Source organism: Pseudomonas sp. Irchel 3H3 (genome assembly GCF_900187635.1).
Taxonomy (GTDB): Bacteria; Pseudomonadota; Gammaproteobacteria; order Pseudomonadales; family Pseudomonadaceae; genus Aquipseudomonas.
Window position 1 is genome coordinate 102047 of record NZ_FYEC01000013.1, and the last position, 26150, is coordinate 128196.

A 26150-nucleotide genomic window follows, 5' to 3' on the forward strand; every position below is an offset into this window, starting at 1 on the left:
TCAGGGCGCCGACTGCTCATCCAGGCACAGCAGGGTCTCGATTCGCGCCGGGCTGAAGGGTGGGCGGGGTGCCGCGGCCGGCCAGTCGAACAGGTGCTGCACCGCACCGCCGCAGACCCGGCCTTGGCAGGCGCCCATGCCGCAGCGAGTGGCCAGCTTGGCCGAGCGCCAGTTGTGGTGTTCGGTCAGCGCCGCATAGGGCACGTCTTCGCAGCGGCACACCAGGGTGTCCGGTTGGGCCAATGTCTTGAGCTGCGGGTCGAGGGCAAATGCGTTGTTCAAGGCCTTGGCGAATCCCTGCCAACGCGCCCGACGCGGCCACAGCTGCTGGGCCGCCTGGCGCTCGTCCACCGCTGCATGTCCGGCAATCGCGCCTTCCACCAGCGCCAGTTCACTACCACCAAACCCGGTGCATTCCCCGGCAGCGTAATGATCGGTACGGCTGCAGGCCTGCCAGGCATCCACGGCGATGGCCTGGCCGTCGATGGCGCAGTCCAGGGCCTGGCCTAGCTGAATATTGGGGATCAGGCCAAAACCGCAAGCCAGGCGCTGGCATTGCAGTTCAACGATTTTGCCCTGCTGTTGCAGACGCACCCCTTCCAGGCGTTCGCTGCCCAAGGCGGCGAGCACATGGCTGGCGGTGCGGTACTGCGGATCGAACAGGCGCAACGACTGCAGCAGCTTGGCCGGCCAGCGCGGCAGTTGTGTGGCGAACCCGGCCACCGCACTGCGCGAGGCCTGCTCGGCAATGCGCAGCACATGTGCGCCGTGTTGTTTGGCGCTGGCGGCGCTGGCCAGCAACAGTGGGCCGCTGCCGGCGATCACCAGGGTTGCGCCCTGCACCGGCAGGCCACCCTTGATCAGCGCCTGCAGACCGCCGGCGCCAGTGACGCCGGGCAGGGTCCAGCCAGGGAAGGGCAGCAGCAATTCGCGGGCCCCGGTGCACAGGATCAGCTTGTCGTACTCGATCAGCCAGCCATGCTCCGGGTCTTCCACCAGCAACTGTTTTGGCCCGCTACTGGCGATCACCCGGGTGGCGGAGTGAATGCGGATGTTGCTGCAGGCGTCCAGGCGCTGCCGTAGGTTACGGGCCTGGCGCGGCAGATGGGCCTCTGGGCCGTCGCGCCAGATTTGCCCACCCGGCAGCGGGTTGTCGTCGAGCAGGACGATGCGCGCGCCACTGGGCGCGGCTGCCAGGGCGGCGCTGATGCCGGCGGGGCCGGCGCCAATGATCAGCAAGTCGGCGTAGTGCTTCATGGGCGGGTCTCCACCTGCATGCCATCCCGGCACAGGGTCTGGCAGGCCAGGCGCCGGCGGCCGTCGATGGTCACCCGGCACTCCTGGCAAATGCCCATGCCGCACAAGGGCGCGCGGCGCGGGCCGGTGACCGATGTGCGGCTGCAGCCGTCGCCACCCAGGGCCAGCGCGGCGGCCACGCTGGTGCCCTCGTTGACCTGCAGGCGGCGACCGTCGAGCATCAATTCAGGCATACACGGGCTCTCCGAGAAAACGTTGCGGCAGATAGGGTTGGGCGGGCAGGGGCGAGGGTTCGTCGAACAGTTGCGCCACCAGCAAGTCGGCGGTACCGGGGGCCGTCGTCACCCCCAGGCCTTCGTGACCGACCGCCAGCCACAGGCCTTGTTGTTGTGGGTGCTGGCCCACCAGCGGCAGGCCGTCCGGGCTGGCCGCACGCAAGCCGGTCCAGGCGCGAATGCCATTGAGTTGGGTCAGCCCCGGCATGTAGTCACAGGCGCGCCTGAGCATTTTGGCGAGCATCCAGCCCTCGACCTGCGGATCGCTGGTGCCGAACTGCCGGGAGGCGCCGATGAACAATTGCCCGGTCGGCCGTGGCTGGATGTTGCAGGCAGTCGACGGGCCGCTGGCGTTGTGCGCGCTGGTGACGTAACCCAGCTCCACCAGGGTGTGGGTGACGATGCCGGGGTAGCGATCAGTAATCAGCAGATGGCCTTTTTTCGGTTCGATCGGCAGTTCCGGGCACAGTTCGGGGGCCTGCACGCCGTTGGCCAACACCACCGCTGCAGCGCTCAGCCATTGCCCGTCTTCCAGGCGCACGCGGTTGCCGTCGAGTTCGCTGACCCGTGCCCGACGCTGCTGGATGTTCGGTGTTTGCAGCATCCAGTCGGCGGTGGCGGGGGCATAGAGGATGCCGTCGCCATTGATCAGCAGCCCGCCCTCCAGGCCCTCGCGCAACTCGGGTTCGCGTCGGCGCAGGTCGCTGGCGCCGATCAGTTGGCAGGCCACGCCCTGGGCACGCAGGTTGAGGAATTTGCCATGGGCCACGGCCATTTCCTCGGCATTGGCCGCCAGCCACAGGGTGCCATTGCTGCGGTAGGCGCAACTGTCGGGCAGGGCCGGCGCCTGTTCACGCCAGCGTTGCAGGGAATACTGACTCAGGGCCAGTTCGGCCGGGTTGTCGTCGAGCACCAGCAGGTGGCCCATGCCGGCCGCCGTGGCGCCATGCAGGCCGGCGTCCAGCACCAGCACCCGCAAGCCACGTCGGGCCAGCGCCTGGGCACAGGCGGCGCCGATGATGCCGGCACCGATCACGATCACATCGGCTACCTGGCCCTCGCTCACGGGCGAATGCCCCAGGCGAACGGATCGTCCTGCTCGATGATCAGGCTGGCTTCGGCGCTGATGAAGGCCCGCCCGCGAATGGTCGGGATAATGCGTTCGCCCTGCCATTCATAAGAGCCTTCGAACTGGCTGCCGATGACACTGGCCTGGCGCCAGATCTGTCCGGGCGGCAATTTGTCGTCGGCCGCCAGGCACGCCAGCTTGGCGCTGGTGCCGGTGCCGCACGGAGAGCGGTCGTAGGCCTTGCCGGGGCACAGCACGAAGTTGCGGCTGTCGGCGTCCTGGTCGGCGGCGAACAGTTCGACATGGTCGATCAGGCCGCCGTCTTCCCCGCGGATACCCTGGACTTCCAGCGCCTGCTGCACGGCGTAGGTGTAGGCGGTGAGGGCCTCCAGATTGTCGCCGGCGATGGCCAGGCCATGTTCGGCAATCAGGAAGAACCAGTTGCCGCCCCAGGCGATATCGCCGACCACCTGGCCGATACCGGGCACCTGCAGCGCCAGCGCCTTGCGGTAGCGGTAGGCCGGGACGTTGCGCACGCTCACCGATTGGTCTTCGTGCAGGGTCGCCTGCACCGTGCCCACCGGGGTCTCGATGCTGTGCACACCGGGGCCGATCTTGCCCAGGTGCGCCAGGGATGCCACCAGGCCGATGGTGCCGTGGCCGCACATGCCCAGGTAGCCGGTGTTGTTGAAAAAAATCACCCCGGCACAGGCGCTCGGATCCACTGGCTCGCAGAGCAGGGCGCCCACCAGCACATCGCTGCCCCGTGGTTCGAGGACGCAGGCGGCGCGCCATTGGTCGTGGTGCTCGGCCAGCAGCTGGCGCCGCTCGGCCATGCTGCCACGGCCCAGATCAGGAAAGCCGGCGGTGACCAGGCGGGTCGGTTCGCCGCCGGTGTGGGAGTCGATCACGGTGATGCGTTTCATGGGAGGGCCACGTCCGTTCAGATGAGTGAACAGAAGAGTGGCCTTTGCAGCGGGGTGCCGGCTTGATGGATTTACCTGCTGCCGATGACGAAATCGGCACAGTGCAGCGCAAAGTCAATGGGCGTGGGGCAGGTGCTCGAACAAGGTCTGGCAGACCCCGGCGATGTGCTCATCGAGCAGCTTTACCGCCAGGTCGACGTCGCCGGCCCGGCAGGCCGCGAGGATTTCCCGGTGTTCGTGGTCGGCGCGTTCCTTACCGGCCGACAGGCTCATCTGCATGCGCAGGTAGCGTTCCAGCTTGTCGTTGACCGAGCGGATCAGGCTGACCAGGAAGGGCCGTTGCGCCGGCTCGTAGAGGCAGGCGTGCAGTTGCCAGTTGAGCTCGGCCCAGCGCCCGACGTCATCTTCGCCAATGAACTCCTGGCAGATACTCTCGGCCCGGGCGAAGGTGGCTTCGGTCATGTTGGGAATGGCCAGGCGCAGCACCTTGTCTTCGAGCAGCATGCGCACCTCGAACATCTGCGCCAACTCGGCATCGGAGATGCGCGTGACCATCGCCCCGCGATTGCGCTGGAACATCACCAGGCCTTCGGCCTCCAGGCGCTTGAGGGCTTCGCGCACGGGGATCTTGCTGACGTTGAACTGGCGCGCGATGTCATCCTGACGAATCGGTTCATCCTCGGCAAAATGCCCGGCGACAATGGCGTCGCGCAGATGGCGGGTGATGATTTCCGAAGTCGAAGGCGTATTGCCTAGGTCGGGAGCGTTGAGTCTGGATTGGGTCACGGCGGCGAATCTTCGGAATGAGGTTGCTATAGGGTATACGAAATTCGGTTTTTCTTCCTTTCACCCCACAGCACCTCAGGCCGTGACCCGTTCCTCGTCGCGCAGTTGCAGGCTCAGGTCGTCACAGCTCTGGGACCAGGCGGCCAACCACTCGGGCAGCGACGGTGACTGCGGAGCCAGGCCCATCTCCTCGACGAACTCGCTGGGCGCTACCGTGCCTTTGCCGGACCGGAACAGCCCGCGCATCACCACCACGCCCACCACCCGGCCGTTGCTGACGAAGCGGTGCTCCATAAAATTCCATTTGGCGTCCCAGGCGAGTATCCGCGTGTGGATCTCGAAGCGTTCGAACAGCTTCAGCTCGCGGCGGAACTTGCCCCAGACATCACCGACTATCGGCACCGCCTTGTGCCGCAGGGCCACGCGAAATGCCCCGCTGCGCAGTACGTAGTCCATGCGCCCGACATCGGCCAGGGTGAAATAGCGACCGTTGGTGACGTGGCGGTTGAGGTCCAGGTCTAGCGGCCAGACGCGCATGCGCACGACGGTGGTGGCCAGGCCGTTCACCGGTTGGCGCCACGGTCGACGAAACAGCATGCACAGCAAGCGAAACCACAGATTCATACGAGGTACCTTTTATGGAGCTGGTTGGCCAGCGAAAGCGTATTCCCGGAAACGGGAGCCAGGAAAACAATCGCTGCACTGTAGAGCTGGCCAATCGGCTAAGCTAGGTGCACAAATGACTTAAACCATGCGAAAAGCGCAAACGAGTCCTCCATGCATATCACCCTGCTACTGGCCGAGCACTGTTCTGCCGTCGCCGCCACCATTGCCCTGGAAGTGCTGAATGCGGCCAACCTGTTCAGCGACAGTCCGCCATTTGAGGTGGTCAGCGCTTCGCTCGACGGCGCTCCTGTTGCCGCTGGGGGAGGGCAGATGTTGCGGGTCGATCATGGGCTGGCCGAGATCCACCGCACCGACCTGGTGCTGATTCCCGGGTTCCTCTTCACCCTCAAGGATGCCTTGCCGACCTTCGCCGTCTATGGGCCGTGGCTGCGGCAACAGCACCAGCAGGGCGCCGTGATGGCGTCGATTTGCACCGCGTCGTTCATGCTGGCCGAGAGCGGTTTGCTGGATGGTCGGCGCGCCACCACCCATTGGGCGTTTGCCGACTACATGCGCCGGCGTTACCGCGAAGTCGATCTCGACGAGGACCAGATGATCTGTGAAGACCAGCAGTTGATCACCAGCGGAGGGGCCAGTGCGGCGATTGACCTGCTGCTGCACCTGGTCCGCCGCTTTGCCTCACTGGAGCTGGCCCACACCTGTGGCAAGTACCTGCTGATCGATAACGTGCGCCGCGAGCAAACGGTGTACGCGCTGTGGTCCTTGCCCAAGAACCATGGCGATGGCGAGATCCTGCGGGTCCAGGAGTGGCTGGAGGAGCGTTTTGCCCAGCCGCTGTTGATCGACGACATCGCCCGGCAATTCGGCTTCGGGGTGCGCAACTTCAAGCGGCGCTTCAAGGAAGCCACCGGCTCTACGCCCATTGCCTACCTGCAAACTCTGCGCCTGGAAAAGGCCAAGCAACTGCTGGAATCCACCCGCATGACCCTGGACAGCATCACCTACGCGGTGGGTTACGCCGATGGCAATTCTTTTCGCCGACTGTTCCAGCAACGGGTTGGCCTGTTGCCGGCGGCCTACCGCAAGAAATTTCAGCCGAGACTGGGCTGAGGCCGGGTCGCGTGCTCCAATAGCCGCCCACACTGCTGGTCAGCAATAACCGATGGGATCCACAGGATGAAGAACACCGTAGCACTGACGCTCGCCTGGCTGCTCAGCACCGGCGCCTGGGCCGCGAGCGATGTGCCGGCCGGCGAGAAGCTGTTCAACCGCACATGCGGCGGCTGCCATCAGGTCGGCGAATCGGCGCGCGCCTCGTTCGGCCCGCAGCTGAACTCGATTTTCGGCCGCCCCAGCGCGAGCACCACGGATTATCAGTACTCCGACGCCATGCGCGCGGCCAACCTCGTCTGGACCCGCGAAACCCTCACCGCCTATCTGGAGGCGCCGAAAAAAGTCGTGCCGGGCACCCGCATGATTTTCTGGGGCCTGAGCGATCCGCAGAAAATCGACAACCTGCTGGCCTACCTGCAGACCTTCCAGGCGCAGTGACCGCTCATCAGCGCCCCAGGACCAGGCGGTAATCGAGCTTGCGTGGGTCTGCGGCGGGTCGTGGTTCAAGGACAAATCCGCAGCGTTCAAGCACCTTGCTTGAGCCGACATTGCGTTTGTACACATCCGCCAGCAGGTGCTGCAGTTGCCAGCGCTCGCGGGCCTGGTGGATCAGTTGCCGCAGGGCCAGGGTGGCCAGGCCCTGGCCGCAGAAGCGGTGATCGATCCGATAACCGACCTCTGCACAGCCCAGGGTCGAGTCGATATCTTTCAGGTTGGCCCGCCCGACAATGCCCTGCGTGGCTTCTTCGAGCACCAGGGGCTGCCAGGTCCCTTCGGCAAACCCGCGCAGATAGTCCTCGACGTGCGCGGTAATCCCCGGCACTGAGTAGAAGTCAGCGGCGCGCGGATCGATCTGCGATTCGAACCAGTCGCGGTTGGCGATTTCAAATCTGAGCAAGGCTTGGATGTCAGTCTTGAGCAGTGGGCGAACGCGCACGGTTGGCATTGGCTTGTTTCTCCTTGCTTGAGCAGTCCTGCTGTTGAATGGTGAGTGAAGAGTTGTGCTGTGCCGATCGAGCCGCAGTTTGCCACAGCCAGGGTTCATCCCTCTGCTGCCAGTCCTGCAGTCTCCACTGGCATCCGTGCGCGGCCGCTGAGCTTGAGCCACACACCAAATTCCTGCATCACCGCCACCACCGGGCGGAGGCGGTTGCCGTCTTCGGTCAGTTCATATTCGACTTTGACCGGGACGCTCGGGTACACCGTGCGTTTGACCAGGCCGACGTCTTCCAGGGCGCGCAGGTCCAGGGTCAGCATCCGCTGGGAGATCCCGGGGACGTCACGGCGCAGTTGATTGAAGCGCTTGGGGCCATCGAGCAGGTAGGACACCAGCAGCAAGCGCCAGCGGCCACCGAGCAGGCGCATGGCTTCTTCGACGGAGCAGCCGGTCACGTTGTGTTTCATCGAGCCTTCCTCAGGGTGCGGGCAGGTATATTTTATGTACCTAGATGATAAAAAAGTGCCTTCTTCCGTTTATATACCTGATCGCCAAGAATGTGGCTTCACCCTTTTTGGAAGTCGCCCATGAAGCTGTATTACATCCCCGGTAGTTGCTCGCTGTCGCCGCATATCGTGATTAATGAACTGGGGCTGGACGTCCAGTTGCTCAAGGTCGATCACCGCCAGCACACGGTGGTGGGCGAAGGTGATTATCTGCAGGTCAACCCGCTGGGCTATGTGCCGATCCTGGAACTGGACGATGGCACGCGGTTGCGAGAGGGGCCGGTGATTGTGCAGTACCTGGCGGATCAGCGGCCCGAATCCGCGCTGGCACCCGCCAATGGCACGCTTGCGCGGTACCGGTTGCAGGAGTGGTTGAGTTTTCTCTCCTCGGAGATCCACAAAGGCTTCATCCCGTTGCTGTATGCCGGGTTGGCCGGCAAGTATGTGGACACCGCCAAGCCCAAGCTTGAACAGCGTTTTGCCTGGATCGACGAGCAACTGGCGGACCGTGAGTATTTGCTCGGCGAGCGGTTCACGGTCGCCGATGCCTACCTGTTTGCCCTCATCGGTTGGGGCCAGGCGGGGTGGTTGCGCTCTTACTACAAGGCCGATATTCACTTCGACGGATTGAGCCATCTCGAGGGGTGGTACGCCCGGGTCTATCAGCGGCCGGCGGTGAGGAGGGCGCTGTTGCAGGAGGGGTTGGAATGAGTGGTGGGAGCGCTCCGTTTGCCCGCGATGGTCGTCAACGATGACGCGTGCTTCCTGAGTAAATGCGGCGCTCTCAGGTTTTTCGCGAGCAGGCCGCAAGCGGGCACCCGCTCCTACAAGCAGGCAATCAACCGCCAGGCCGGTCGAGGCTCGCCAGGGTGTGATCGCGGCGCTCGGGGGATTCACCACTGAGCTCCCACAACAGTGCGGTGATGGTTTGCCCGTCTAGCGTGCCCTGGGTTTGTAGTCGCTGCGCCAGCGTGCTGACAGCCGGCCAATAGCGCTGCAGCAGGCACTGGGAGCGGGCGATGGCGCGGGAGTGGGCGTCGAGCAACTTTCGGGCAGGCAGCAGGCTGATCAACTCTTCGCCCCGCAGCCAGTCCCCTCGGCCTCCACTCTTGAAGCACTGCTCGGGCGGTGCTTGCTGGTAGATCGCTTCAGCTATCGGGCCGGCAAAACAGTTGAGCAGGTCACGCTCGATCCACTCCACCATCGACGGCAGGTATTCCGCCACCCCGGGGGCCTCGGCGGACGGACGCAGGACAAAATAGCTGGCTTCCACCAGGCCCTCGACCTGCTGCAGATTGCCGTGCAGATCCAGCATCGGGCCGCTGGCGGCTTCGGCCGGGGTGCGAACGGTGACCCGTTCGATTGGCCGGCCATTCCACCAGAAAGCCAAGGCATGGCCCGCTTCGTGGAATGCCGTGGAGCATGCGCGCGTATTCATGGTCGGGACCTCGCCCGTACAGCAGAACGCTGACAGCCTTGATGCTTGCACGGCGTTATGGGCGCGGATAAAAGATTATCTCTATCGCCAAGCAATACTGGCGCTATTTGCCCTGTCCATGACTGGGGACTAGCCTTAATCCTGCGCTGGCGCGAGCCGGCCGGATTAGCGCTGACTAGGAGACAGGAAGACGTTGCACGTTTACCAGGCCTAACGTTGGTCACCGTTGCCGGCAAGCTGATTGCCGCGCGCATGTTTTGCCGTGTGACCCTCCCGATCGGTTGATCGAGCTCTCGGCCCTGCAGCCTATGTCATTGATTTCGCTCGTCGCTATATCGCGCCCATCCCGGGCCGAATAGCTGGATGAATTCGACCAAAGGTAGCTCACACATGGCAACTGAATCGAAATGCCCGTTCAATCACGCCGCTGGCGGTGGCACGAAGAACCGCGACTGGTGGCCGAACCAACTGAACCTGAACATCCTGCACCAGCACTCTTCGCTGTCCGACCCGCTGGACCCGGGGTTCAACTACGCCCAGGCGTTCAAAAACCTCGACTTTGCGGCGCTCAAACAAGACCTCAACGCACTGATGACCGACTCCCAGGACTGGTGGCCGGCGGACTTCGGCCACTACGGGCCGCTGTTTGTCCGCATGGCCTGGCACGCCGCAGGCACCTACCGCACCGGTGACGGCCGGGGCGGGGCGGGTTCCGGGCAGCAGCGGTTTGCCCCGCTCAACAGTTGGCCGGACAACGTCAGCCTCGACAAGGCACGCCGCCTGCTGTGGCCGATCAAGCAGAAGTACGGGCAAAACATCTCCTGGGCCGACCTGATCGTCCTCACTGGCAACGTCGCGCTGGAGTCCATGGGCTTCAAGACCTTCGGTTTTTCCGCCGGGCGAGCGGACGTCTGGGAACCGGATGAAGATGTCTACTGGGGCTCGGAAAACAAGTGGCTGGGCGGTGACACACGCTATGGCAAGGATCAGGAACCGATGCAGGAACCTGGCGACGGCACCCTGGTGGCCGAGCCTGACCTGCATGGCGAGGAAGAGAGCCGCACCGACCAGGGGCGCAACCTGGAGAACCCGCTCGCCGCTGTGCAAATGGGCCTGATCTATGTCAATCCGGAAGGCCCCGAGGGCAATCCGGACCCATTGGCTTCGGCCAAGGACATCCGCGAAACCTTCGCGCGCATGGCCATGAACGATGAAGAAACGGTGGCCCTGATCGCCGGTGGCCACGCCTTCGGCAAGACCCACGGCGCAGGCCCAGCCGATCATGTTGGCGCCGAACCGGAAGCCGCCGGCCTTGAGTTGCAGGGCCTGGGCTGGAAAAGCACCTTCGGCACCGGCAAGGGCGGCGACACCATCACCAGCGGGCTGGAAGTGACCTGGACCACCACACCGACCCGCTGGAGCAATAACTACCTGGAAAACCTCTTTGGTTTCGACTGGGAGCCAAGCAAAAGCCCGGCGGGCGCCAACCAGTGGACGGCGAAAAACGGTGCCGGTGCCGGGACCATTCCCGATGCCCATGACCCCTCGAAACGGCGCAACCCGAGCATGCTCACTTCGGACCTGGCCCTGCGTTTCGACCCGATCTACGAAAAAATCTCGCGTCGGTTCCTCGACAATCCCGAGCAACTGGCCGACGCCTTCGCCCGCGCCTGGTTCAAGCTGATCCATCGCGACATGGGCCCGCTCTCGCGCTATCTCGGCCCGGAACTGCCCAACGAAGAGCTGCTGTGGCAAGACCCGATTCCTGCGCTTGACCACGCCCTGGTCGACGACAGCGATGTCACCGCGCTCAAGGGTAAAATCCTGGCCTCGGGCCTGAGCGTGGCGCAACTGGTGTCCACCGCCTGGGCCGCGGCCTCGACCTTCCGTGGCTCGGACAAACGCGGCGGCGCCAATGGCGGGCGCCTGCGCCTGGCGCCACAGGTGTTCTGGCAGGCCAATCAACCCGAGCAACTGTCCCAGGTGCTGGGCAAACTCGAAGCCGTGCAGCGCGAGTTCAACAACGCCCAGGCCGGTGGCAAGAAAATCTCCCTGGCGGACCTGATTGTCCTGGGCGGCAGCGCCGGGATCGAGCAGGCGGCAAAAAACGCCGGGCACAGCCTGACGGTGCCGTTCACTGCGGGGCGCATGGATGCCAGCCAGGAGCAGACCGATGTCGAGTCGTTCGGCTTCCTCGAACCGATCGCCGATGGCTTTCGCAACTACCTCAAGACCCGTTACCGGGTGTCGGCGGAGGCGTTGCTGATCGACAAGGCGCAGTTGCTGACCCTCACCGCACCGCAAATGACTGCCCTGGTGGGCGGCTTACGCGTGCTCGACACCAACGTCGGCCACACCGCCCACGGTGTCTTCACCCAACGGCCGCAAACCCTGAGCAACGACTTTTTTGTCAACCTGTTGGACATGGGCGTGGAGTGGAAACCCACCTCGGACAGCAACGAGACCTTCGAAGCCCGCGACCGTAATAGCGGGGCAGTGAAATGGACCGCCACCCGCGTCGACCTGGTCTTCGGCTCCAACGCGCAACTGCGTGCGCTGGCGGAGGTGTACGCCAGCAGCGACGGCCAACAGACGTTCCTCAAGGACTTCGTGGCGGCCTGGACCAAGGTGATGAACCTGGATCGATTCGAGTTAGATCGCGGCGTCTAGAAGGAAGGTTGGCAGAACCCTGGTAATACCCGTTGGAAGTGCCTCGGCTGCCCTCCGGCTCCTACATCAGCGGAGGGCATCCAGCGACCATACACCTTGGCGATCATGGTCCAGTCTTGGTGGCCGAGGTGCTTGGCGACCCACATTGGATTCTCGCACCCTGCCGCCAGCGAGGAAGGTCAACTCCTTCTGCTTGAGCAACGCTTCTCGCGCCGGAGCCAGCAACTTCACTGTGCGCCTCCCAGCTAACGTCTTGGTCGACTCTCCTTTGCAGCCCGCGTCTTGGCCCTGACGATCCTTATCTCCCCCGCGATCCAATCGAGATCCCCCCATTCCAGGGCGATCAGTTCGCTAGGTCGTAGACCTGTCCAGAAAGAGAACTGCAGTTGCGGCCACGTTTCGCCCCTGGCTGCTGCCAAACACCCCCATCCGCATACCGCTTGACCTTTCCCTAATGACAAGCCGGATAAAACCTCAAATCTAGGTTCGTCCTGAAAATCACAAGGAGGTACGCGATGTATGGCAAGCGATTAACCCTGGTCGCTGTGGCGGTAGCGGGCGTGTTCACGCTGGGTGGCTGCAAGGAGGGCGCGCCTGCGGCCGAGGCTGCCAGGCCGCCTGGCGTGCCGGTGGCCGAGGTGGTTGCGCAGGCGGTGACTCCGTTTGTCGAATACACCGGTTCGTTGACCGCGATTGATCAGGTTGAACTGCGTCCGCGGGTCAGTGGTTACCTGCAAAGTGTCAGCGTGCCTGAGGGGCAATCGGTAGCCAGGGGCAGTCTTTTATTTGTGATTGACCCGCGGGAGTTTCAGGCGGCGCTGAACGCTGCCAAGGGGCGTTTGCGTGAGGCTGAGGCCAACGCGTTGCTGGCCCAGGCCGAGCATGGCCGGGCCGAGCAGCTGTTCGCCAAGAAAGTGGTGGCACGGGATCGCCTCGACACCGCCATTGCCTCGCTGAATGCGGGCAGGGCTCAGGTCGACGCCGCCAAAGCTGCACTGGACGCCGCGCAACTGGACTTGAGCTATACCCGCGTTACCGCGCCCATCAGCGGCCGCGTCGATCGTGCCCTTGTCACCGAGGGCAACTACGTCACCCGTGGGGTGACGCCGCTGACGACGATCGTCTCCATCGACCCCTTGCATGTGTATTTCGATGTTGACGAGCGCACCTACCTGCGCTCGCTTGCCGCGACTCGGGAGGTTGCCGCGTCGAAAGGGGAGAAGGCCGCCAAGGTCATGGTGGCGATGCTCGACGATGCAAGTTATGCACGGGCCGGGCGTGTCGACTTCCTGGCGAACGCGGCCGATCGCAAGACCGGCACCGTGCGCGCGCGTGCCGTGGTCGACAACCCGGATGGGCGCCTGACGCCCGGGCTGTTCGCCAAGGTCAAGCTGGACACTGGCGCGCCGCAACCCCGGGTGCTGGTGGCCGACCAATCCATTGGCACTGACCAAGGCCGCCGCTATGTGCTGGTGGTCGGCGCAGGTGACAAGACCGAGTACCGTCCCGTCGAGCTGGGGCCGATGGCCAACGGCCTGCGGGTGATTGAGCAGGGCCTGCAACCGGGGGACCGCATTGTCGTCAAGGGGCTGGTGCGCCCCGGCATGCAGGTGACACCGCTGGCCGCCAGCATTGAGGGGGCGCTGCTGGAGGCGCCGCTGGTCCTGGGGGGCGTGCAATGAACTTCCCACGCTTTTTCATTGACCGGCCGATCTTCGCCATCGTGCTGTCGGTGTTGATGATGATCGCTGGCATCGTCGCCTTCTTTCATTTGCCGCTCAGCGAATACCCGGCCGTGACGCCGCCCACTGTGCAAGTGACCGCTTCTTATCCGGGCGCCAACCCACAGGTGATCGCCGAGACGGTAGCGGCGCCACTTGAGCAGGTGATCACCGGGGTCGAGGGCATGCTGTACATGACGTCGCAATCGGCGACCGATGGCCGCATGATCCTGACCGCGACATTTGCCCAGGGCACGAACGCGGACATGGCGCAGATCCAGGTGCAAAACCGCGTCTCGCGGGCCCTGCCGCGCCTGCCCGAAGAGGTACAGCGCCTGGGCGTGGTGACGCAGAAGACGTCCCCAGACATCCTGATGGTGGTCCATCTGCTGTCGCCCGATCAACGATATGACCCGCTCTACATTTCCAACTATGCCTACCTCCAGGTGCGCGACGAGCTGTCGCGGATACCGGGAATCAACGACGTGCTGGTGTGGGGAGCGGGCGAGTACAGCATGCGTCTGTGGCTCGACCCGGACCTGATCGCCGCGCGTGGCCTGACCGCAGGCGATGTGATTACGGCGGTGCGTGAGCAGAACGTGCAAGTGGCGGCCGGCTCGGTCGGCCAGGCGCCTGATTCCAGCGCGGCATTCCAGGTCACGGTCAATACCCTCGGCCGTCTGACGGACGAGGAACAATTCGGCGACATCATCATCCGCACCGGCGATAACGGCCAGGTGACGCGTCTGCGCGATGTGGCCCGCATCGAAATGGGCGCCGATGCCTACGCACTGCGCAGCCTTTTGGATGGCGAGCCGGCCGTTGCCTTGCAGATCATCCAGAGCCCGGGCGCCAACGCGCTCGATGTGGCGCAGGCGGTGCGCGATACCATGCAGCGCCTGGAGGCCAACTTCCCCGAGGGGCTGGTGTCACGGATTGCCTACGACCCGACCGTGTTTGTGCGGGCATCGCTGGAGTCAGTGGCCATCACCCTGATGGAAGCGATCCTGCTGGTGGTCCTCGTAGTGGTGGTGTTCCTGCGTAACTGGCGCGCGTCGCTGATCCCGTTGATGGCCGTGCCGGTGTCGATCATCGGCACCTTCGCGGTCATGCACCTGATGGGTTTTTCCCTCAATACCCTGTCGTTGTTCGGCCTGGTGCTGTCGATCGGGATCGTGGTCGACGATGCAATCGTGGTGGTCGAGAACGTCGAGCGGCATATCGAGAATGGCGAGGAGCCTGCGCAGGCGGCGCGGCGAGCGATGGGCGAGGTGACCGGACCGATCATCGCTATCACTTCGGTACTCGCTGCCGTATTCATCCCCACGGCGTTCCTCAGTGGCCTGCAAGGCGAGTTCTACCGGCAGTTCGCGCTGACCATCGCGATTTCCACGATCCTGTCGGCGGTCAACTCCTTGACCCTCAGCCCGGCGCTGGCCGGACTGTTGTTGCGCCCGCGCGGCGCAGCGGTGGTGCATGACCCGCGCAGCCTGCGCGGTCGCGCCGCGCACCTGGTGCAGGTGCTGAGCCGGCCGTTTCACCGCGCACCGCAGGCGTATGGCAACACGGTGCGCAAGGTGGCGGGCCGTCGCGGCGCGGCGTTGTTGGTCTATGCCGGGTTGCTGGCGCTGACCTGGTTCGGCTTCAGTGCTGTACCGGCCGGTTTCGTGCCGATGCAAGACAAGTACTACCTGGTCGGCATCGCCCAGTTGCCCAATTCGGCTTCGCTGGATCGAACCGATGCGGTGGTGCGGCAGATGTCGAAAATCGCCCTGGATGAACCGGGAGTCGAAAGCGTGGTGGCGTTCCCTGGGCTGTCGGTCAACGGCTTCGTCAATGTCCCGAATGCCGCGGTGATGTTCGTCATGCTCGATCCGTTCAAGGAGCGTACCTCTCCCGACATGACGGCGGTCGCCATCGCCGGGCGCCTGCAAGCCAAATTCGCAAGCATTCCCGACGGTTTCCTCGGCGTGTTCCCGCCGCCGCCAGTGCCCGGCCTTGGGGTCACCGGAGGCTTCAAGCTGCAGGTCGAGGACCGTGGCGGGGTCGGGCTCCAGGCGCTGGTGCAGCAGACCCAGATGCTGATGACGAAAGCCACCGAGTCGGGTCAGGTCGTCGGGTTGATGACCAGTCTGGACGTCAACGCGCCCCAGTTGAATGTTGATATCGACCGCACCCAGGTCAAGAGCCAGGGTGTGCGCCTGGCGGATGTGTTCGAGTCGTTGCAGGTCTACCTCGGTTCGCTGTACGTCAACGACTTCAACCGTTTCGGCCGCACCTACAAAGTGACCGCCCAGGCGGATGCGGACCACCGCATGCAAGCCGAAGCCATCGGCCGCCTGCAGGTGCGCAATGCGGACGGGGACATGCTGCCGTTGTCGGCGTTTGTCACCGTCACCCCGGGGTCCGGCCCCGATCGGGTGATTCACTACAACGGCTATCCCTCGGCCGACATCTCCGGCGGAGCGATGCCCGGTGTGAGCTCTGGGCAGGCCGTGGCACTCATGGAGCGTCTGGCGCAAGAGGTGCTGCCCGAAGGCGTGACCTATGAATGGACGGACTTGACCTACCAGCAGAAGCTCGCAGGGTCATCGGCCCTGTTCATTTTCCCGTTGTGTGTGTTGCTGGCCTACCTGATCCTGGCCGCGCAATACAACAGCTGGCTGCTGCCCCTGGCGGTCTTGCTGATTGTGCCCATGTGCCTGCTCAGCGCGATCATCGGGGTCTGGCTGGTGGACGGCGACAACAATGTGTTCGTGCAGATCGGGCTGGTGGTGCTGGTCGGCCTGGCTGCGAAAAACGCCATATTGATTGTCGAGTTCGCGCGCAGCCTTGAAGCCGAAGGTGCCAGCCCGCTGGAAGCGGTTATCCATGCGTGCCAGTTGCGCCTGCGGCCGATCCTGATGACCTCGCTGGCGTTCATCGCTGGCGTGGTGCCCCTGGTATTCGCCAGCGGCGCCGGGGCCGAGATGCGCCATGCCATGGGAGTCGCAGTGTTCGCCGGCATGCTGGGGGTGACGCTGTTCGGCCTGTTCCTGACGCCGGTGTTCTACGTGGTGATGCGCAGCCTTGCGCTGCGCCTGGAGCGCAAGGGTTCGAGTCCGAAGGTGCAGATGGAGGAGCGCGTGTCATGAAACTGGCCTATCAAGCGTTTCTGTTGTCGTCGCTCCTGGTGTCCGGCTGCGCTGCGGTGGGGCCTGATTATTCCGCGCCCGTGCTGCCCGCCGCGCAACGGCCGGCGAGTTTCGGTGCGCCCATCGCCGGCCTCGGTACGGGCGATGTCGAGGTGCAGTGGTGGCGTGTGTTTGATGAGCCCGCACTCAGCCAATTGATCCAGCAGGCGCTGGCGGCCAACCACGATATCGGCATCGCCGCCGCGCGGCTCGACGAAGCCAAGGCAATGTTGCGCGAGAGCCGCCAGGGATTCTTGCCCAGCGGCGGTGCAGCCCTCGGTTATGAGCACCGACAGCGCAGCGAAGTCGAGACCCCGTTCGGCCAGCAGCGCTCAGTGGAAACCACTCGTGCGGCAGTAGATGCCGCCTGGGAAATCGACTTGTTTGGCCGCGTCCGGCGCTCGGTGGAGGCCGCGCAGGCCCAGGCGGGATCGCGTCAGGCGCTACTGCGCAGCGTGCAGGCGAGCGTCGCCGCCACCGTCGCCGCGACCTGGTTCGAGCTGCAAGGGATCGAAGCCGAACAGGCGGTGGTAGCGGACATCAGTCAAAGCCAGCGCGACAGCCTGGGTCTGGTGGAGCACTTGGTCAGCGTAGGGGCCGCCACCGAATTTGATCGGCTGCGTGCCGAGGCATTGCTGCGCAATGTCGAGGCGGTAGCACCCGGCCTTGAGCAGCGTCGCGTAACGACCACCAACGCGTTGGCCGTGCTGTTGGGCCAAGCGCCGCAAGGGTTCAAGCCACCGCTGGCCGGCCCCGGTCGAGAGACCTTGAACCTGCGCACCCTGCAGGTGGGCGATCCGGCCGGCTTGCTGGCCCGGCGCGCCGATATCGCCGCGGCCGAACGTGCGCTGGCGGCCGAGACCGCGCAGATCGGCGTGGAAACAGCCGGCCTGTATCCGGATATCCAGGTGCAGGGTTCTATCGGGCTGCTGGCGGGAAGCCTCGGCGCCTTGGGCGATGCAGGCATGCAGTCGAGCTTTATCGCTCCGGTCATTCGCTGGTCGCTGCTGGACACCGGTCGCGTGCGCGCGCGGATCGCCGCCAGCGAGGCGCGTACCCAGGCGGCGTTGATTACCTACGACCAGACCGTATTGCGCGCCCTGCAGGAAACCGATGACGCGTTCCAGGCCAACAGCAGCGCGGGCAGTACTCTGGGCTTGCGGCTGCTGGAGGCAACGGCCAATCGCGAGGCGGCGAACCTGGCACGCACGCGCTTCACGGAAGGTGAGGGGATCTATCTGGACGTGCTGGAGGCCGAGCGAGCGGACTTCACCAGCCGCCGCGCACTGACCGTGGCACGCACGGAGCAGCGCTTGGCGGTGGTCGGCATCTACAAGGCACTGGGTGGTGGCTGGCAAATCTGCGAGCAGGCAGGGCAGGTGTGCAGCGGTGCCGCCGCGCTGCGTTAGACATCGTTATTGTCCGCGAGCGCTGTGCTTGCGGTGTTCGGCGAAGGACGGCTGTGCGGCAGATTTCCTGTCGCCAGCCACCATTTATCGAATGAGGAGTCACCCATATGGATACCAAACAGGTTCTGACCGTTGGCCTGGCGGTGCCAGGCGCGGTGTCGGCGCAGTTGATGCTGCATGCCAAACCTGCGCATGCGGGGCCCTATGCCTTGTGGATTCAATTCAAGGGCGGCGACAAGATTCGTACAGTGCCTTTCCTCGTGACGGTTCCCGCCGCGTCCTGAAGCCTTCGCTCCATCAACTTCACCTCGCCGTTGTTCAGCCATCGGCGGGGTGAACACCAAATGTGCTTACTATTGCCTGGCCGAGGCATCGCGCAGCCAGGCAGTTCCAGCGGAGGTTGAGCAGGAGGGGGAGGGGGAATTGCCTTCGTGCTGCATTTCCAATGAGGTTCCTGTTTACGAGGCGTTGGCCAAATAAAATTAGTCCTCGAGCCAATATTACTTAAAGTATGTTACTGAGCTGCCTTCTAACCCTTTTCATTAAAAATACTTTATCCAGCAGGCATGTGAGATGGATCTTTTTAAAACAAATCTGCCACAAAATAGACTGCATGAATCTTTCAAGACAATCTCCGGTGACCCTTGTTACGCGCCAGTGAAGGCGATTCGAGTTAGATCGCGGCGTCTAGAAGGGAGGTTGGCAGAACCCTGGCAATACCCGTTCATTTGTTGCACGACAGTGCAGTCACTCGCAAAGCTGATATAACAATCCGGTAATGAATATCAGTAAACCTGAGGCACGATTATTTCGGCTGGCGTTGGACTACGAAAGTAGTCTTCCTGCCGCTCACGTTGCGGTAAATTGATCACCGGTAGTTCCACCTCCTCATAGGGCATTTGCGCCAGTAGATGGGTAATGCAGTTGAGCCTCGCTTTCTTCTTGTCATCAGCCTGCACCACCCACCACGGCGCTTCGGCAATGTGAGTGCGTTCGAGCATGATCTCCTTGGCCTTGGTATAGGCCTCCCAACGCCGACGGGACTCCAGATCCATTGGGCTGAGTTTCCACTGCTTGAGCGGGTCGTGAATGCGGCTGAGAAAACGCAAGTTCTGTTCCTGGTCGGAAATTGAGAACCAGTATTTGATCAGTTGTACACCGGAGCGAGCGAGCATCCGCTCGAACTCTGGCACTGTACGGAAAAACTCTTCGTACTGATCGTCATCACAAAACCCCATGACCTTTTCGACCCCGGCGCGGTTGTACCAACTTCGGTCGAACAACACGATTTCGCCCGCTGCTGGCAGATGCGAAACATAGCGCTGGAAATACCATTGCGTGCGTTCGCGGTCGTTGGGCGCAGGCAGGGCCGCGACACGGCATACCCGTGGATTGAGTCGTTGGGTGATGCGTTTGATCACGCCACCTTTGCCGGCGGCATCGCGCCCTTCGAACAGGATCACTACTTTGTGGCCAGTCTTGACGACCCAGCTTTGCAGCTTCACCAGCTCACCTTGCAGGCGGAACAGTTCGCTGAAATAAAGTCGTCGGGCCTCCCGTGCACTTCCTTCCTGAGCGTGTTCATCGAACAGTGCATTCAGGTCGTGCCCGTCTTCGGATAATTCCAGTTCCAGTTCTTCGTCACTGTGATCAAGCAGCTCGCGGTGGATGCGCTGTATCAGGGTCTCTTCAGTTGAGAACATGGGAGAAATTCCGTCGTAAGGGATGGAAAAGTCTTAGTCGCAATTTGTTACGGAGTAATTACATCAGAAGGCATTGCGGCGACGGTATGGGGGCGGGCTAGTGTTTTGCCATCGTCTTTCATAAAAACGTAACAGGATTATCGCAGACTCCCTGAGCCCGTCATGACAAGGAGTTTTTTAATGAAATGTTTGATGAAGTCTGCTGCGCTCGCTATTACGGTTTCTCTTTGTGCCACCTCGGTGGCTTTCGCTGGTGAGAGCGTCCGCCTAACAGGTTCCGGAGCCAGTTTCCCGGCACCGATCTACCTCACTTGGTTCAAAGATTTCAGCAAGAAAACCGAAGGTGTCACGGTGGATTACCAATCCAAGGGCAGTGGTGCGGGTGTACAGGACTTCCTGAACAAAACCGTTGATTTCGCTGCCAGTGACTCGGCCATGAAAGACGAAGACATTGCCAAGGTCTCCGAGGGTGCTCAGTTACTGCCGATGACGGCGGGTGAAATCGTGCTGGCCTATAACCTGCCGGGCAACCCTAAGGGGCTAAAACTGCCACGCGACGTTTACTCCAACATTTTTCTCGGCAAGATCACTCGCTGGAACGATCCGCAGATCATCGCAGCCAACCCGGACCTGAAACTGTCCGACACGCCGATCACCGTGGTCGTGCGCGCAGACTCCAGCGGTACCACTGCGGTGTTCACCAAGCACCTGGCGGCGATCAATCAAGAGTTCAAGCAGGCGCTGGGTGAGGGCAACACCGTCAACTGGCCTGCCAGCGACAAATTCATCAAATCACCCAAGAATGATGGTGTGACCGCCACCGTACGCCAGACCCCGGGCGCCATTGGCTACATCGAATACGGCTTTGCCAAGCTGGCCAAGGTTGACTTTGCCCAACTGCAGAACAAAGCCGGCCAGTACGTTGTACCAAACGCCGAAAGTGGTGCCGAGGCTCTGGCGGCGGTGAAGATGCCGGAGAGCCTGGTGGCCTGGTTGCCTGATCCGGACGGTGCCAAATCCTACCCGATCACTTCCTATACCTGGATGATCTTCCGTAAGCAGAACGAGAATCCGGCTAAGGCCAAGGCCATGCGCGAAATGGTCGAGTACAGCCTGACCGAGGGGCAGAAAATTGCCGACTCAATGGGTTACATCCCCTTGCCACAATCGGTCATCGACCAGGTTCGTAAAGCTTCCGCCAACATCCAGTAACGCTCGTGAGTCTCTTTCGGTATGTGCATGTCACTCATGCCGGGAGAGTTCCTCCCCCTGTTCCGGAATTAACCAATGAGCAAACCTTTTGTCGTACCGGTTAACCCGGACTCTGCCTGCCAACCACCTTCTACGAAGGACTATCTGGTGGATCGCACCTTCCGTGCGCTCTCACGCATAGGCGTGGTTCTCGTTCTGGCGTTGGTGTTTGCGCTGGTATTTGAGGTGGGGCGCAAGGCTATTCCGGGCATGGACAAGCACGGTCTGGACGTCGTTTTCGGCACTGTCTGGGACGTGAATCAAGGCAAGTACGGCATTCTGCCCGCCATTTGGGGCACGCTCTACAGCGCCCTGATCGCCCTGGTGATTGCTGGTTTTTTCGGCGTCAGCATGGCGATTTTCCTGACCCAGGATTTTCTGCCCGCCAAGCTTGCCGCCGTTTTTCGCACCATTGTCGAGTTACTCGCCGCCATTCCCAGCGTGGTTTATGGGCTGTGGGGGATCTATGTGGTGATTCCGGCGATTCGACCGCTGACGGCGTGGTTGAACAGTGAGCTGGGCTGGATACCTTTTTTCGGCACGTCCTTGAGCGGGCCGGGACTGCTCCCTGCGGCATTAGTGCTGGCCATCATGATCCTGCCCACCATCGCCGCTGTCTCGCAGGACGCCCTCACCGGCGTGCCGATGAAAACCAAGCAGGCCGCCTATGGCATGGGAACCACCCATTGGGAAGCGATTCTCAAGGTGATGGTGCCATCCGCCGCCACTGGAATCTTCGGCTCCCTGGTACTGGGTCTGGGCCGTGCGCTGGGTGAAACCATGGCCCTGGCCATGCTGGTAGGCAACGCGAACAATATTTCCCTTTCTCTGTTTGCTCCGGCCAATACGCTGGCGGCCTTGCTGGCGCTGAATTTCCCTGAAGCCGGGCCAAACGAGATCGAGGTCTTGATGTACGCCGCACTGGTGCTGATGCTGATCACGCTACTGGTGAACATCATCGGTTCCATGATTATGGTCTATGCCCAACGTGGTACTAAATGATGACTGACCTCACTTCCCCTATAACCGATTTGCCAAGCCTTCAGCGTAAGTTTGAAGGTCGCGCCCTGCGCAGCCTGGTGTTGACCACGCTGGTTTGGGGCGGCGCTCTACTTGCCAGCGTGCCGCTGATTTCCGTGCTCTACATGCTGATTATGCGTGGAGGGGCTCGTCTGAGCCTGGAGGTGTTTACCGAGCTGCCGCCGACGGGTTTCGAGACTGGCGGTGGCTTCGGCAACGCGATGGCAGGCACCTTTGTCATGGTCGGTATCGCGGCCGCAATCGCGGTGCCGGTCGGCATCATGGCGGCCATCTTCTTGGCTGAACTGGGGCCGGACAGCAAGCTGGCAAACGCTGCGCGTTTTGCCGCCAAGATGCTCACAGGACTGCCTTCCATTTTGGCTGGGGTATTTGCCTATGCCCTGGTGGTGATGACCACTGGTACCTACTCGGCACCTGCGGGTGGTGTGGCCCTGGCGGTACTGATGCTGCCCATTGTCGTGCTGACAGCCGAAGAGTCGATGCGCATGGTGCCCAAAATCATGAAGGATGCCGCCTATGGTATGGGCTGCACCCGCTCGCAGGTGATCTGGAAAATCGTCTTGCCTACCGGCCTGCCGGCGATCCTCACCGGCGTGATGCTGGCCGTGGCACGCGCCGCGGGTGAGACAGCGCCGTTGTTGTTTACCGCGCTGTTCAGCAACTATTGGATCTACCACGATGGCAGCCTTGCGGTGATGAATCCGACGGCATCGCTTGCCGTGCTGATTTACAACTTCTCCGGCATGCCCTTCGATAACCAACTTGAACTCGCATGGGCGGCCTCGCTGGTGCTGGTGATGATCGTGTTGGTCGTGAACGTTATCAGCCGTATTTTCGGCAAGCCCAAGTATTGAGAGCGGGAGCATCTGAATTTTGAACGTATCAATTGCGCAAAAAGCCGCTCCGGTTGTCACCAAGGCGCCTGTGGTCATGGACTGCAAACTGGACAAGATTTTCTATGGCAACTTCATGGCGGTACGTGACAGCCATGTGCCGATCGAAAAAAACAAGATCACAGGCTTCATCGGTCCTTCCGGCTGTGGCAAGAGCACCGTGCTACGCAGCCTCAATCGGATGAACGACTTGGTCAAAGGCTTTCGCTTTGAGGGTCATGTGCATTTCCTCGGGCAAGACGTCTACGGCAAGGGCGTTGATCCGGTGGTCGTGCGCCGCTACATCGGCATGGTATTTCAACAGCCGAACCCGTTCTCGATGAGCATTTTCGACAATGTTGCATTTGGCCTGCGCCTCAATCGCTACAAAGGTGATCTGGGCGACCGCGTAAAGCACGCCTTGCAAGGCGCCGCACTGTGGGATGAAGTCAAGGACAAGCTCAAGGTCAGCGGCCTGTCACTTTCCGGTGGGCAGCAACAACGGCTATGTATCGCCCGCGCTATCGCAACCGAACCGGAAGTGCTGTTACTGGATGAACCCTGTTCGGCGCTTGATCCGATCGCCACCCGCCGGGTCGAGGAGTTGATGGTCGAATTGAAGAAGGATTACACCATTGCTCTGGTGACCCACAATATGCAGCAGGCGATCCGTGTTGCCGATACGACGGCTTTTTTCTCGGTGGATATTTCTCAGGGTACGCGCACCGGCTATCTAGTTGAGATGGGCCCAACGACCCAGATTTTTGGCAGCCCGCGCGAACAAATGACTGAGGACTACATCAGCGGGAAGTTCAGTTAAGTAACACCGTCCGGTCAAGACCGTATGTCCCCAAAAGTCAAAGTGCTTTGGAGGCGTCCGGTCGTTTTTCCTTCTTTTCTACCGTCTCTCGGGATTGCCAATGTCTGCAACGCGCCGTCTTGATTTGCCAGCGATTGAGCACGCACTGCGTGAGGTGCAAAGCCGCTTTGCCGAGCTAAGCAGGCACTTTACAGAGGCGCGTGACCCCTTGACTGATGAAGTGCTGCACAATGTGCTCGAGGGCTATGCGCTGATCGACGACTACGTTGCAAGTGGCGTCGACTTGTTTGATCTTCAGCAACTGAACCTGATGCTGGAAATCAATGCCACCGTTCTCTGCGGTCGAAACCCAGCGCGCCGACGGGAGTATGCCCAGCATCTTGCTGCGACTGAGGAGCACTTCTTCAACAATGTAGAGGGAGGAATCAAGGACTTATACAATTGGTACGGCGCGTATCGCAGCGAATCAGTCTGGAAGCGTGCGGCCGGTGTCTATGTACGTATCCTCAGCAAGCCGCAATTGTTCATTGAAGGTAATAACCGCAGCGGGTCACTGATCGTCAGCTACTTGCTGATGCGCGCAGGACTGCCGCCGTTCGTGCTGGCACTGGACAACGCCGAGGGTTACTTCAACCCGTCATCGGTCATACGAAACTCCGCCAAGCATGGTGTCAAGGCATTGTACGAATTGCCCAAGATCAAGAAAAAGTATGCAGCTTTCCTGGAAGAGCAGGCGCCTGATTCAATGAGATTTTTCCTGAGCGACAAACCCTCGCCCGTCTATCAGAGAGGGCATTGATGAACTGGTATCCAACGCTCGCAAAATGCCGAACTTCCGGTAGCCGGGTATGGCAAGCAATCCAGTGTGTCATCCCGATGCACGTGTTCAGACGTCAGCGCATACGGATTTCGTTCGATATTGATGACACGCTGGCTTGCCAACTGCACCACTGCGCAGTTGAAAAAAGCTGGCTGCCGGCCTGTGTTCATCGTTGGCTGGGGGAGCCGTTGCGTATCGGAACGCGTTCCCTGACCCGAGAGTTACGTCGCCAGGGTTGCAGCATCTGGGTCTACACCTCGTCCGGCCGCACTCCGTCCTACATCCGGCGTTGGCTATTGCTCTACGGTATCCGCGTCGATGGCGTGGTCAACAGTGTTCGGCATTACCACGCCCTGACGGCGCATGGGCTTGCGAACTCGCCCTCGAAATTTCCGCCAGCCTTCGATATCGACTTGCATGTCGATGATTCCGACGGCGTGCGGACTGAAGGGCATGATCACGGTTTTCGCGTGGTTGTCGTGCATCCTGAAGATGAGAACTGGGCACAGAGCGTCTTGGATGCAGTAGCTAAAGTTCGGGAGCAGCTAACCTGGCAGCAATCGCTCAGACACGAGGCCCCAGCACAACAACACTCGCAAGTATTGTCTTCTTGAGTTTCGATACATCCACGATCCAACGCCATTTCGTCCAGAGCGCCACCTTGAACCCCCTCCGCTAGACGGACAGGCTCACGCAGCAATTTTGCCATGTATCAGATGCCCGCTGACGGGCGCAGTTGTTTTGGCGAAACGTTCAACAGGCGGCGCATCAGACGCCGTAGGGCCGTGGCATCCTGGTAGCCCACCTGCTCGGCGATAGATTCAACGGAATATCTGCTGGTTTCCAGCAGCACGCGGGCCCTGTGCAACTGCACACGCTGGATCAAATGCTGGGTTGAAAGACCGGTTGCTTTTCGAAGGTGGCGGGACAACGTTCGCTCAGACATGCCGGCGTATGCCGCAAGACTCGGGACACTGGGCGGATAGGGCAGCCGTGCTTCTATGTAGGTGGTGAGGTTGGCGACAAGCGAATTGCCCAGGGCCATGATCGCGGGGTTGATGAACGGAGACTGCAACTGTCGACCATCGAGTAGAAGGATCTTGCCCACATAGTCGGCGAGCTCGGGTGATAGGCGCCTGCGCAGTAGATGTAGCATCAGGTCGGTCTGCGCGAAGGCGGCACCAGCGGTTGTCAGAGGTGGATCGCAGAGAACCATGACATTGGGGTCGACGAGGCAGTCAGGCGCGATGCTCGACAACTGTGGGGCGAGCCACCATGTGGTCGTAACCTGTCGGCCTTTCAGCAATCCAGCGGCATGCAGCAGAAAAACCGCCGAGCATGAAGCTGCAATGTCCTTGCCTTGGGCCGCATGTGCCCTCAGCGCGGGCAGTGTTTGAAGTACCCAGTCTTCCTCAAGACGGTTGCGCAGCGCGTCGACATCGCTGATACCAAGGCCGGGAATAACCCAGCAGGAATTGTCCTCGACGTCTGTAGTCAGTTCGTCGACCTGCAGGAGCATGCCTTGCCCAAGGGGAATCAGCCCTGGCCGTGGTCCACACACTCGCCAGCGTGGCACAGCAAAACCTTGCCGCACTGCAAGTGTCGCAGCGGTGGAAAGGATATCCAGAGTGGCCGCGACACTTGAGGCGAACGCCCCGGGAATGACCACAATAGTGAAATCGTACATTGTCCGATTATGCCCGAAAGAAGACGAATCGGTCACTTATCCTGAGTAC

The 26150-nt window shown here is 61.8% G+C and carries 25 protein-coding genes; 14 read left to right on the forward strand and 11 right to left on the reverse strand.

Annotated elements, in window-relative coordinates; translation table 11 throughout:
* The 6 genes from CKW24_RS15840 to CKW24_RS15865 form a co-directional block, all read right to left on the reverse strand.
* Nucleotides 1-1257, reverse strand: a complete 1257-nt coding sequence (locus CKW24_RS15840; protein WP_095169120.1) for an FAD/NAD(P)-binding oxidoreductase — start codon at nucleotides 1255-1257, stop codon at nucleotides 1-3.
* Nucleotides 1254-1490 (reverse strand): (2Fe-2S)-binding protein, encoded by a 237-nt coding sequence (locus CKW24_RS15845; protein WP_095169121.1) that lies wholly within the window; start codon nucleotides 1488-1490, stop codon nucleotides 1254-1256. The genes CKW24_RS15840 and CKW24_RS15845 overlap by 4 nt, the downstream gene beginning before the upstream one ends.
* Nucleotides 1483-2598 (reverse strand): FAD-binding oxidoreductase, encoded by a 1116-nt coding sequence (locus CKW24_RS15850; protein WP_095169122.1) that lies wholly within the window; start codon nucleotides 2596-2598, stop codon nucleotides 1483-1485. Before CKW24_RS15850 ends, CKW24_RS15845 begins: the two co-directional genes overlap by 8 nt.
* Nucleotides 2595-3527 carry a 4-hydroxyproline epimerase gene (locus CKW24_RS15855; protein ID WP_095169123.1) on the reverse strand — a complete coding sequence of 311 codons (933 nt, stop codon included), beginning with the start codon at nucleotides 3525-3527 and terminating at the stop codon, nucleotides 2595-2597. The genes CKW24_RS15850 and CKW24_RS15855 overlap by 4 nt, the downstream gene beginning before the upstream one ends.
* A gap of 114 nt (nucleotides 3528-3641) precedes the next feature.
* Nucleotides 3642-4313 carry a GntR family transcriptional regulator gene (locus CKW24_RS15860; protein WP_095169124.1) on the reverse strand — a complete coding sequence of 224 codons (672 nt, stop codon included), beginning with the start codon at nucleotides 4311-4313 and terminating at the stop codon, nucleotides 3642-3644.
* Nucleotides 4314-4388: 75 nt separating this feature from the next.
* Nucleotides 4389-4937, reverse strand: a complete 549-nt coding sequence (locus tag CKW24_RS15865) for a thioesterase family protein (RefSeq protein ID WP_095169125.1) — start codon at nucleotides 4935-4937, stop codon at nucleotides 4389-4391.
* A gap of 153 nt (nucleotides 4938-5090) precedes the next feature.
* Between CKW24_RS15865 and CKW24_RS15870 the strand changes: the two genes are divergently transcribed.
* Together CKW24_RS15870 and CKW24_RS15875 are read left to right on the forward strand one after the other, a co-directional pair.
* Entirely contained in the window at nucleotides 5091-6050 is a 960-nt protein-coding gene (locus CKW24_RS15870; protein ID WP_095169126.1) for a GlxA family transcriptional regulator, read from the forward strand.
* Between the two features lie 66 nt (nucleotides 6051-6116).
* Nucleotides 6117-6491 carry a cytochrome c family protein gene (locus CKW24_RS15875; RefSeq protein WP_095169127.1) on the forward strand — a complete coding sequence of 125 codons (375 nt, stop codon included), beginning with the start codon at nucleotides 6117-6119 and terminating at the stop codon, nucleotides 6489-6491.
* A gap of 7 nt (nucleotides 6492-6498) precedes the next feature.
* Here the strand turns inward: CKW24_RS15875 and CKW24_RS15880 are convergent, their stop codons facing one another.
* Entirely contained in the window at nucleotides 6499-6999 is a 501-nt protein-coding gene (locus CKW24_RS15880; RefSeq protein WP_095169128.1) for a GNAT family N-acetyltransferase, read from the reverse strand.
* 95 nt (nucleotides 7000-7094) lie between these two features.
* Entirely contained in the window at nucleotides 7095-7457 is a 363-nt protein-coding gene (locus CKW24_RS15885) for a helix-turn-helix domain-containing protein (protein WP_095169129.1), read from the reverse strand.
* 120 nt (nucleotides 7458-7577) lie between these two features.
* Here CKW24_RS15885 and gstA point away from each other — a divergent pair, with 120 nt between their 5' ends.
* A complete protein-coding gene (gstA, locus tag CKW24_RS15890) occupies nucleotides 7578-8207 on the forward strand; it encodes a glutathione transferase GstA (protein WP_095169130.1) in 630 nt (209 codons plus the stop codon).
* 127 nt (nucleotides 8208-8334) lie between these two features.
* Here the strand turns inward: gstA and CKW24_RS15895 are convergent, their stop codons facing one another.
* Nucleotides 8335-8934, reverse strand: coding sequence for a hypothetical protein (locus CKW24_RS15895; protein WP_095169131.1), 600 nt, complete (start codon nucleotides 8932-8934; stop codon nucleotides 8335-8337).
* Nucleotides 8935-9324: 390 nt separating this feature from the next.
* Between CKW24_RS15895 and katG the strand changes: the two genes are divergently transcribed.
* The 5 genes from katG to CKW24_RS28185 all read left to right on the forward strand — a co-directional run bounded on the left by katG (nucleotide 9325) and on the right by CKW24_RS28185 (nucleotide 18191).
* Nucleotides 9325-11604 (forward strand): catalase/peroxidase HPI, encoded by a 2280-nt coding sequence (gene katG, locus CKW24_RS15900; RefSeq protein ID WP_095169132.1) that lies wholly within the window; start codon nucleotides 9325-9327, stop codon nucleotides 11602-11604.
* 515 nt (nucleotides 11605-12119) lie between these two features.
* Nucleotides 12120-13286 (forward strand): efflux RND transporter periplasmic adaptor subunit, encoded by a 1167-nt coding sequence (locus CKW24_RS15905; RefSeq protein ID WP_095169133.1) that lies wholly within the window; start codon nucleotides 12120-12122, stop codon nucleotides 13284-13286.
* Nucleotides 13283-16459 carry an efflux RND transporter permease subunit gene (locus tag CKW24_RS15910; RefSeq protein WP_095169134.1) on the forward strand — a complete coding sequence of 1059 codons (3177 nt, stop codon included), beginning with the start codon at nucleotides 13283-13285 and terminating at the stop codon, nucleotides 16457-16459. Before CKW24_RS15905 ends, CKW24_RS15910 begins: the two co-directional genes overlap by 4 nt.
* The gene (locus tag CKW24_RS15915; RefSeq protein ID WP_095169135.1) at nucleotides 16456-17907 is read left to right on the forward strand and encodes an efflux transporter outer membrane subunit; all 1452 of its coding nucleotides are present in this window, start codon (nucleotides 16456-16458) and stop codon (nucleotides 17905-17907) included. The genes CKW24_RS15910 and CKW24_RS15915 overlap by 4 nt, the downstream gene beginning before the upstream one ends.
* Before the next feature lie 107 nt (nucleotides 17908-18014).
* The gene (locus tag CKW24_RS28185; RefSeq protein ID WP_159987299.1) at nucleotides 18015-18191 is read left to right on the forward strand and encodes a hypothetical protein; all 177 of its coding nucleotides are present in this window, start codon (nucleotides 18015-18017) and stop codon (nucleotides 18189-18191) included.
* Between the two features lie 501 nt (nucleotides 18192-18692).
* Here CKW24_RS28185 and ppk2 read toward each other — a convergent pair.
* Nucleotides 18693-19610, reverse strand: a complete 918-nt coding sequence (gene ppk2 / locus CKW24_RS15920) for a polyphosphate kinase 2 (protein ID WP_095169136.1) — start codon at nucleotides 19608-19610, stop codon at nucleotides 18693-18695.
* A gap of 180 nt (nucleotides 19611-19790) precedes the next feature.
* Here ppk2 and pstS point away from each other — a divergent pair, with 180 nt between their 5' ends.
* The 6 genes from pstS to CKW24_RS15950 all read left to right on the forward strand — a co-directional run bounded on the left by pstS (nucleotide 19791) and on the right by CKW24_RS15950 (nucleotide 25028).
* Nucleotides 19791-20822, forward strand: a complete 1032-nt coding sequence (pstS, locus tag CKW24_RS15925; protein WP_095169137.1) for a phosphate ABC transporter substrate-binding protein PstS — start codon at nucleotides 19791-19793, stop codon at nucleotides 20820-20822.
* A 75-nt stretch (nucleotides 20823-20897) separates the two neighbouring features.
* Nucleotides 20898-21863, forward strand: coding sequence for a phosphate ABC transporter permease subunit PstC (pstC, locus tag CKW24_RS15930; protein ID WP_095169138.1), 966 nt, complete (start codon nucleotides 20898-20900; stop codon nucleotides 21861-21863).
* Nucleotides 21863-22756, forward strand: a complete 894-nt coding sequence (gene pstA / locus CKW24_RS15935; protein WP_095169167.1) for a phosphate ABC transporter permease PstA — start codon at nucleotides 21863-21865, stop codon at nucleotides 22754-22756. Before pstC ends, pstA begins: the two co-directional genes overlap by 1 nt.
* A 76-nt stretch (nucleotides 22757-22832) precedes the next feature.
* Entirely contained in the window at nucleotides 22833-23594 is a 762-nt protein-coding gene (gene pstB, locus CKW24_RS15940; protein WP_045058436.1) for a phosphate ABC transporter ATP-binding protein PstB, read from the forward strand.
* A gap of 100 nt (nucleotides 23595-23694) precedes the next feature.
* Nucleotides 23695-24393, forward strand: coding sequence for a hypothetical protein (locus CKW24_RS15945; protein WP_095169140.1), 699 nt, complete (start codon nucleotides 23695-23697; stop codon nucleotides 24391-24393).
* A complete protein-coding gene (locus tag CKW24_RS15950; protein ID WP_095169141.1) occupies nucleotides 24393-25028 on the forward strand; it encodes a hypothetical protein in 636 nt (211 codons plus the stop codon). The genes CKW24_RS15945 and CKW24_RS15950 overlap by 1 nt, the downstream gene beginning before the upstream one ends.
* Nucleotides 25029-25126: 98 nt before the next feature.
* On the opposite strand, the gene CKW24_RS15955 is transcribed toward CKW24_RS15950, so the two are convergent.
* Complete coding sequence (locus CKW24_RS15955) at nucleotides 25127-26101, reverse strand: GlxA family transcriptional regulator (protein ID WP_095169142.1); 975 nt, start codon at nucleotides 26099-26101, stop codon at nucleotides 25127-25129.
* Between the last annotated feature and the right edge of the window lie 49 nt (nucleotides 26102-26150).

Bases quoted from the DNA above. Each gene is read 5' to 3' on its own strand.
- CKW24_RS15840 (WP_095169120.1), bottom strand. From the start codon at position 1,257: ATGAAGCACTACGCCGACTTGCTGATCATTGGCGCCGGCCCCGCCGGC.
- CKW24_RS15845 (WP_095169121.1), bottom strand. From the start codon at position 1,490: ATGCCTGAATTGATGCTCGACGGTCGCCGCCTGCAGGTCAACGAGGGC.
- CKW24_RS15855 (WP_095169123.1), bottom strand. From the start codon at position 3,527: ATGAAACGCATCACCGTGATCGACTCCCACACCGGCGGCGAACCGACC.
- CKW24_RS15865 (WP_095169125.1), bottom strand. From the start codon at position 4,937: ATGAATCTGTGGTTTCGCTTGCTGTGCATGCTGTTTCGTCGACCGTGG.
- CKW24_RS15870 (WP_095169126.1), top strand. From the start codon at position 5,091: ATGCATATCACCCTGCTACTGGCCGAGCACTGTTCTGCCGTCGCCGCC.
- CKW24_RS15875 (WP_095169127.1), top strand. From the start codon at position 6,117: ATGAAGAACACCGTAGCACTGACGCTCGCCTGGCTGCTCAGCACCGGC.
- CKW24_RS15880 (WP_095169128.1), bottom strand. From the start codon at position 6,999: ATGCCAACCGTGCGCGTTCGCCCACTGCTCAAGACTGACATCCAAGCC.
- CKW24_RS15885 (WP_095169129.1), bottom strand. From the start codon at position 7,457: ATGAAACACAACGTGACCGGCTGCTCCGTCGAAGAAGCCATGCGCCTG.
- gstA (WP_095169130.1), top strand. From the start codon at position 7,578: ATGAAGCTGTATTACATCCCCGGTAGTTGCTCGCTGTCGCCGCATATC.
- CKW24_RS15895 (WP_095169131.1), bottom strand. From the start codon at position 8,934: ATGAATACGCGCGCATGCTCCACGGCATTCCACGAAGCGGGCCATGCC.
- katG (WP_095169132.1), top strand. From the start codon at position 9,325: ATGGCAACTGAATCGAAATGCCCGTTCAATCACGCCGCTGGCGGTGGC.
- CKW24_RS15905 (WP_095169133.1), top strand. From the start codon at position 12,120: ATGTATGGCAAGCGATTAACCCTGGTCGCTGTGGCGGTAGCGGGCGTG.
- CKW24_RS15910 (WP_095169134.1), top strand. From the start codon at position 13,283: ATGAACTTCCCACGCTTTTTCATTGACCGGCCGATCTTCGCCATCGTG.
- CKW24_RS15915 (WP_095169135.1), top strand. From the start codon at position 16,456: ATGAAACTGGCCTATCAAGCGTTTCTGTTGTCGTCGCTCCTGGTGTCC.
- CKW24_RS28185 (WP_159987299.1), top strand. From the start codon at position 18,015: ATGGATACCAAACAGGTTCTGACCGTTGGCCTGGCGGTGCCAGGCGCG.
- ppk2 (WP_095169136.1), bottom strand. From the start codon at position 19,610: ATGTTCTCAACTGAAGAGACCCTGATACAGCGCATCCACCGCGAGCTG.
- pstS (WP_095169137.1), top strand. From the start codon at position 19,791: ATGAAATGTTTGATGAAGTCTGCTGCGCTCGCTATTACGGTTTCTCTT.
- pstC (WP_095169138.1), top strand. From the start codon at position 20,898: ATGAGCAAACCTTTTGTCGTACCGGTTAACCCGGACTCTGCCTGCCAA.
- pstA (WP_095169167.1), top strand. From the start codon at position 21,863: ATGACTGACCTCACTTCCCCTATAACCGATTTGCCAAGCCTTCAGCGT.
- pstB (WP_045058436.1), top strand. From the start codon at position 22,833: ATGGACTGCAAACTGGACAAGATTTTCTATGGCAACTTCATGGCGGTA.
- CKW24_RS15945 (WP_095169140.1), top strand. From the start codon at position 23,695: ATGTCTGCAACGCGCCGTCTTGATTTGCCAGCGATTGAGCACGCACTG.
- CKW24_RS15950 (WP_095169141.1), top strand. From the start codon at position 24,393: ATGAACTGGTATCCAACGCTCGCAAAATGCCGAACTTCCGGTAGCCGG.
- CKW24_RS15955 (WP_095169142.1), bottom strand. From the start codon at position 26,101: ATGTACGATTTCACTATTGTGGTCATTCCCGGGGCGTTCGCCTCAAGT.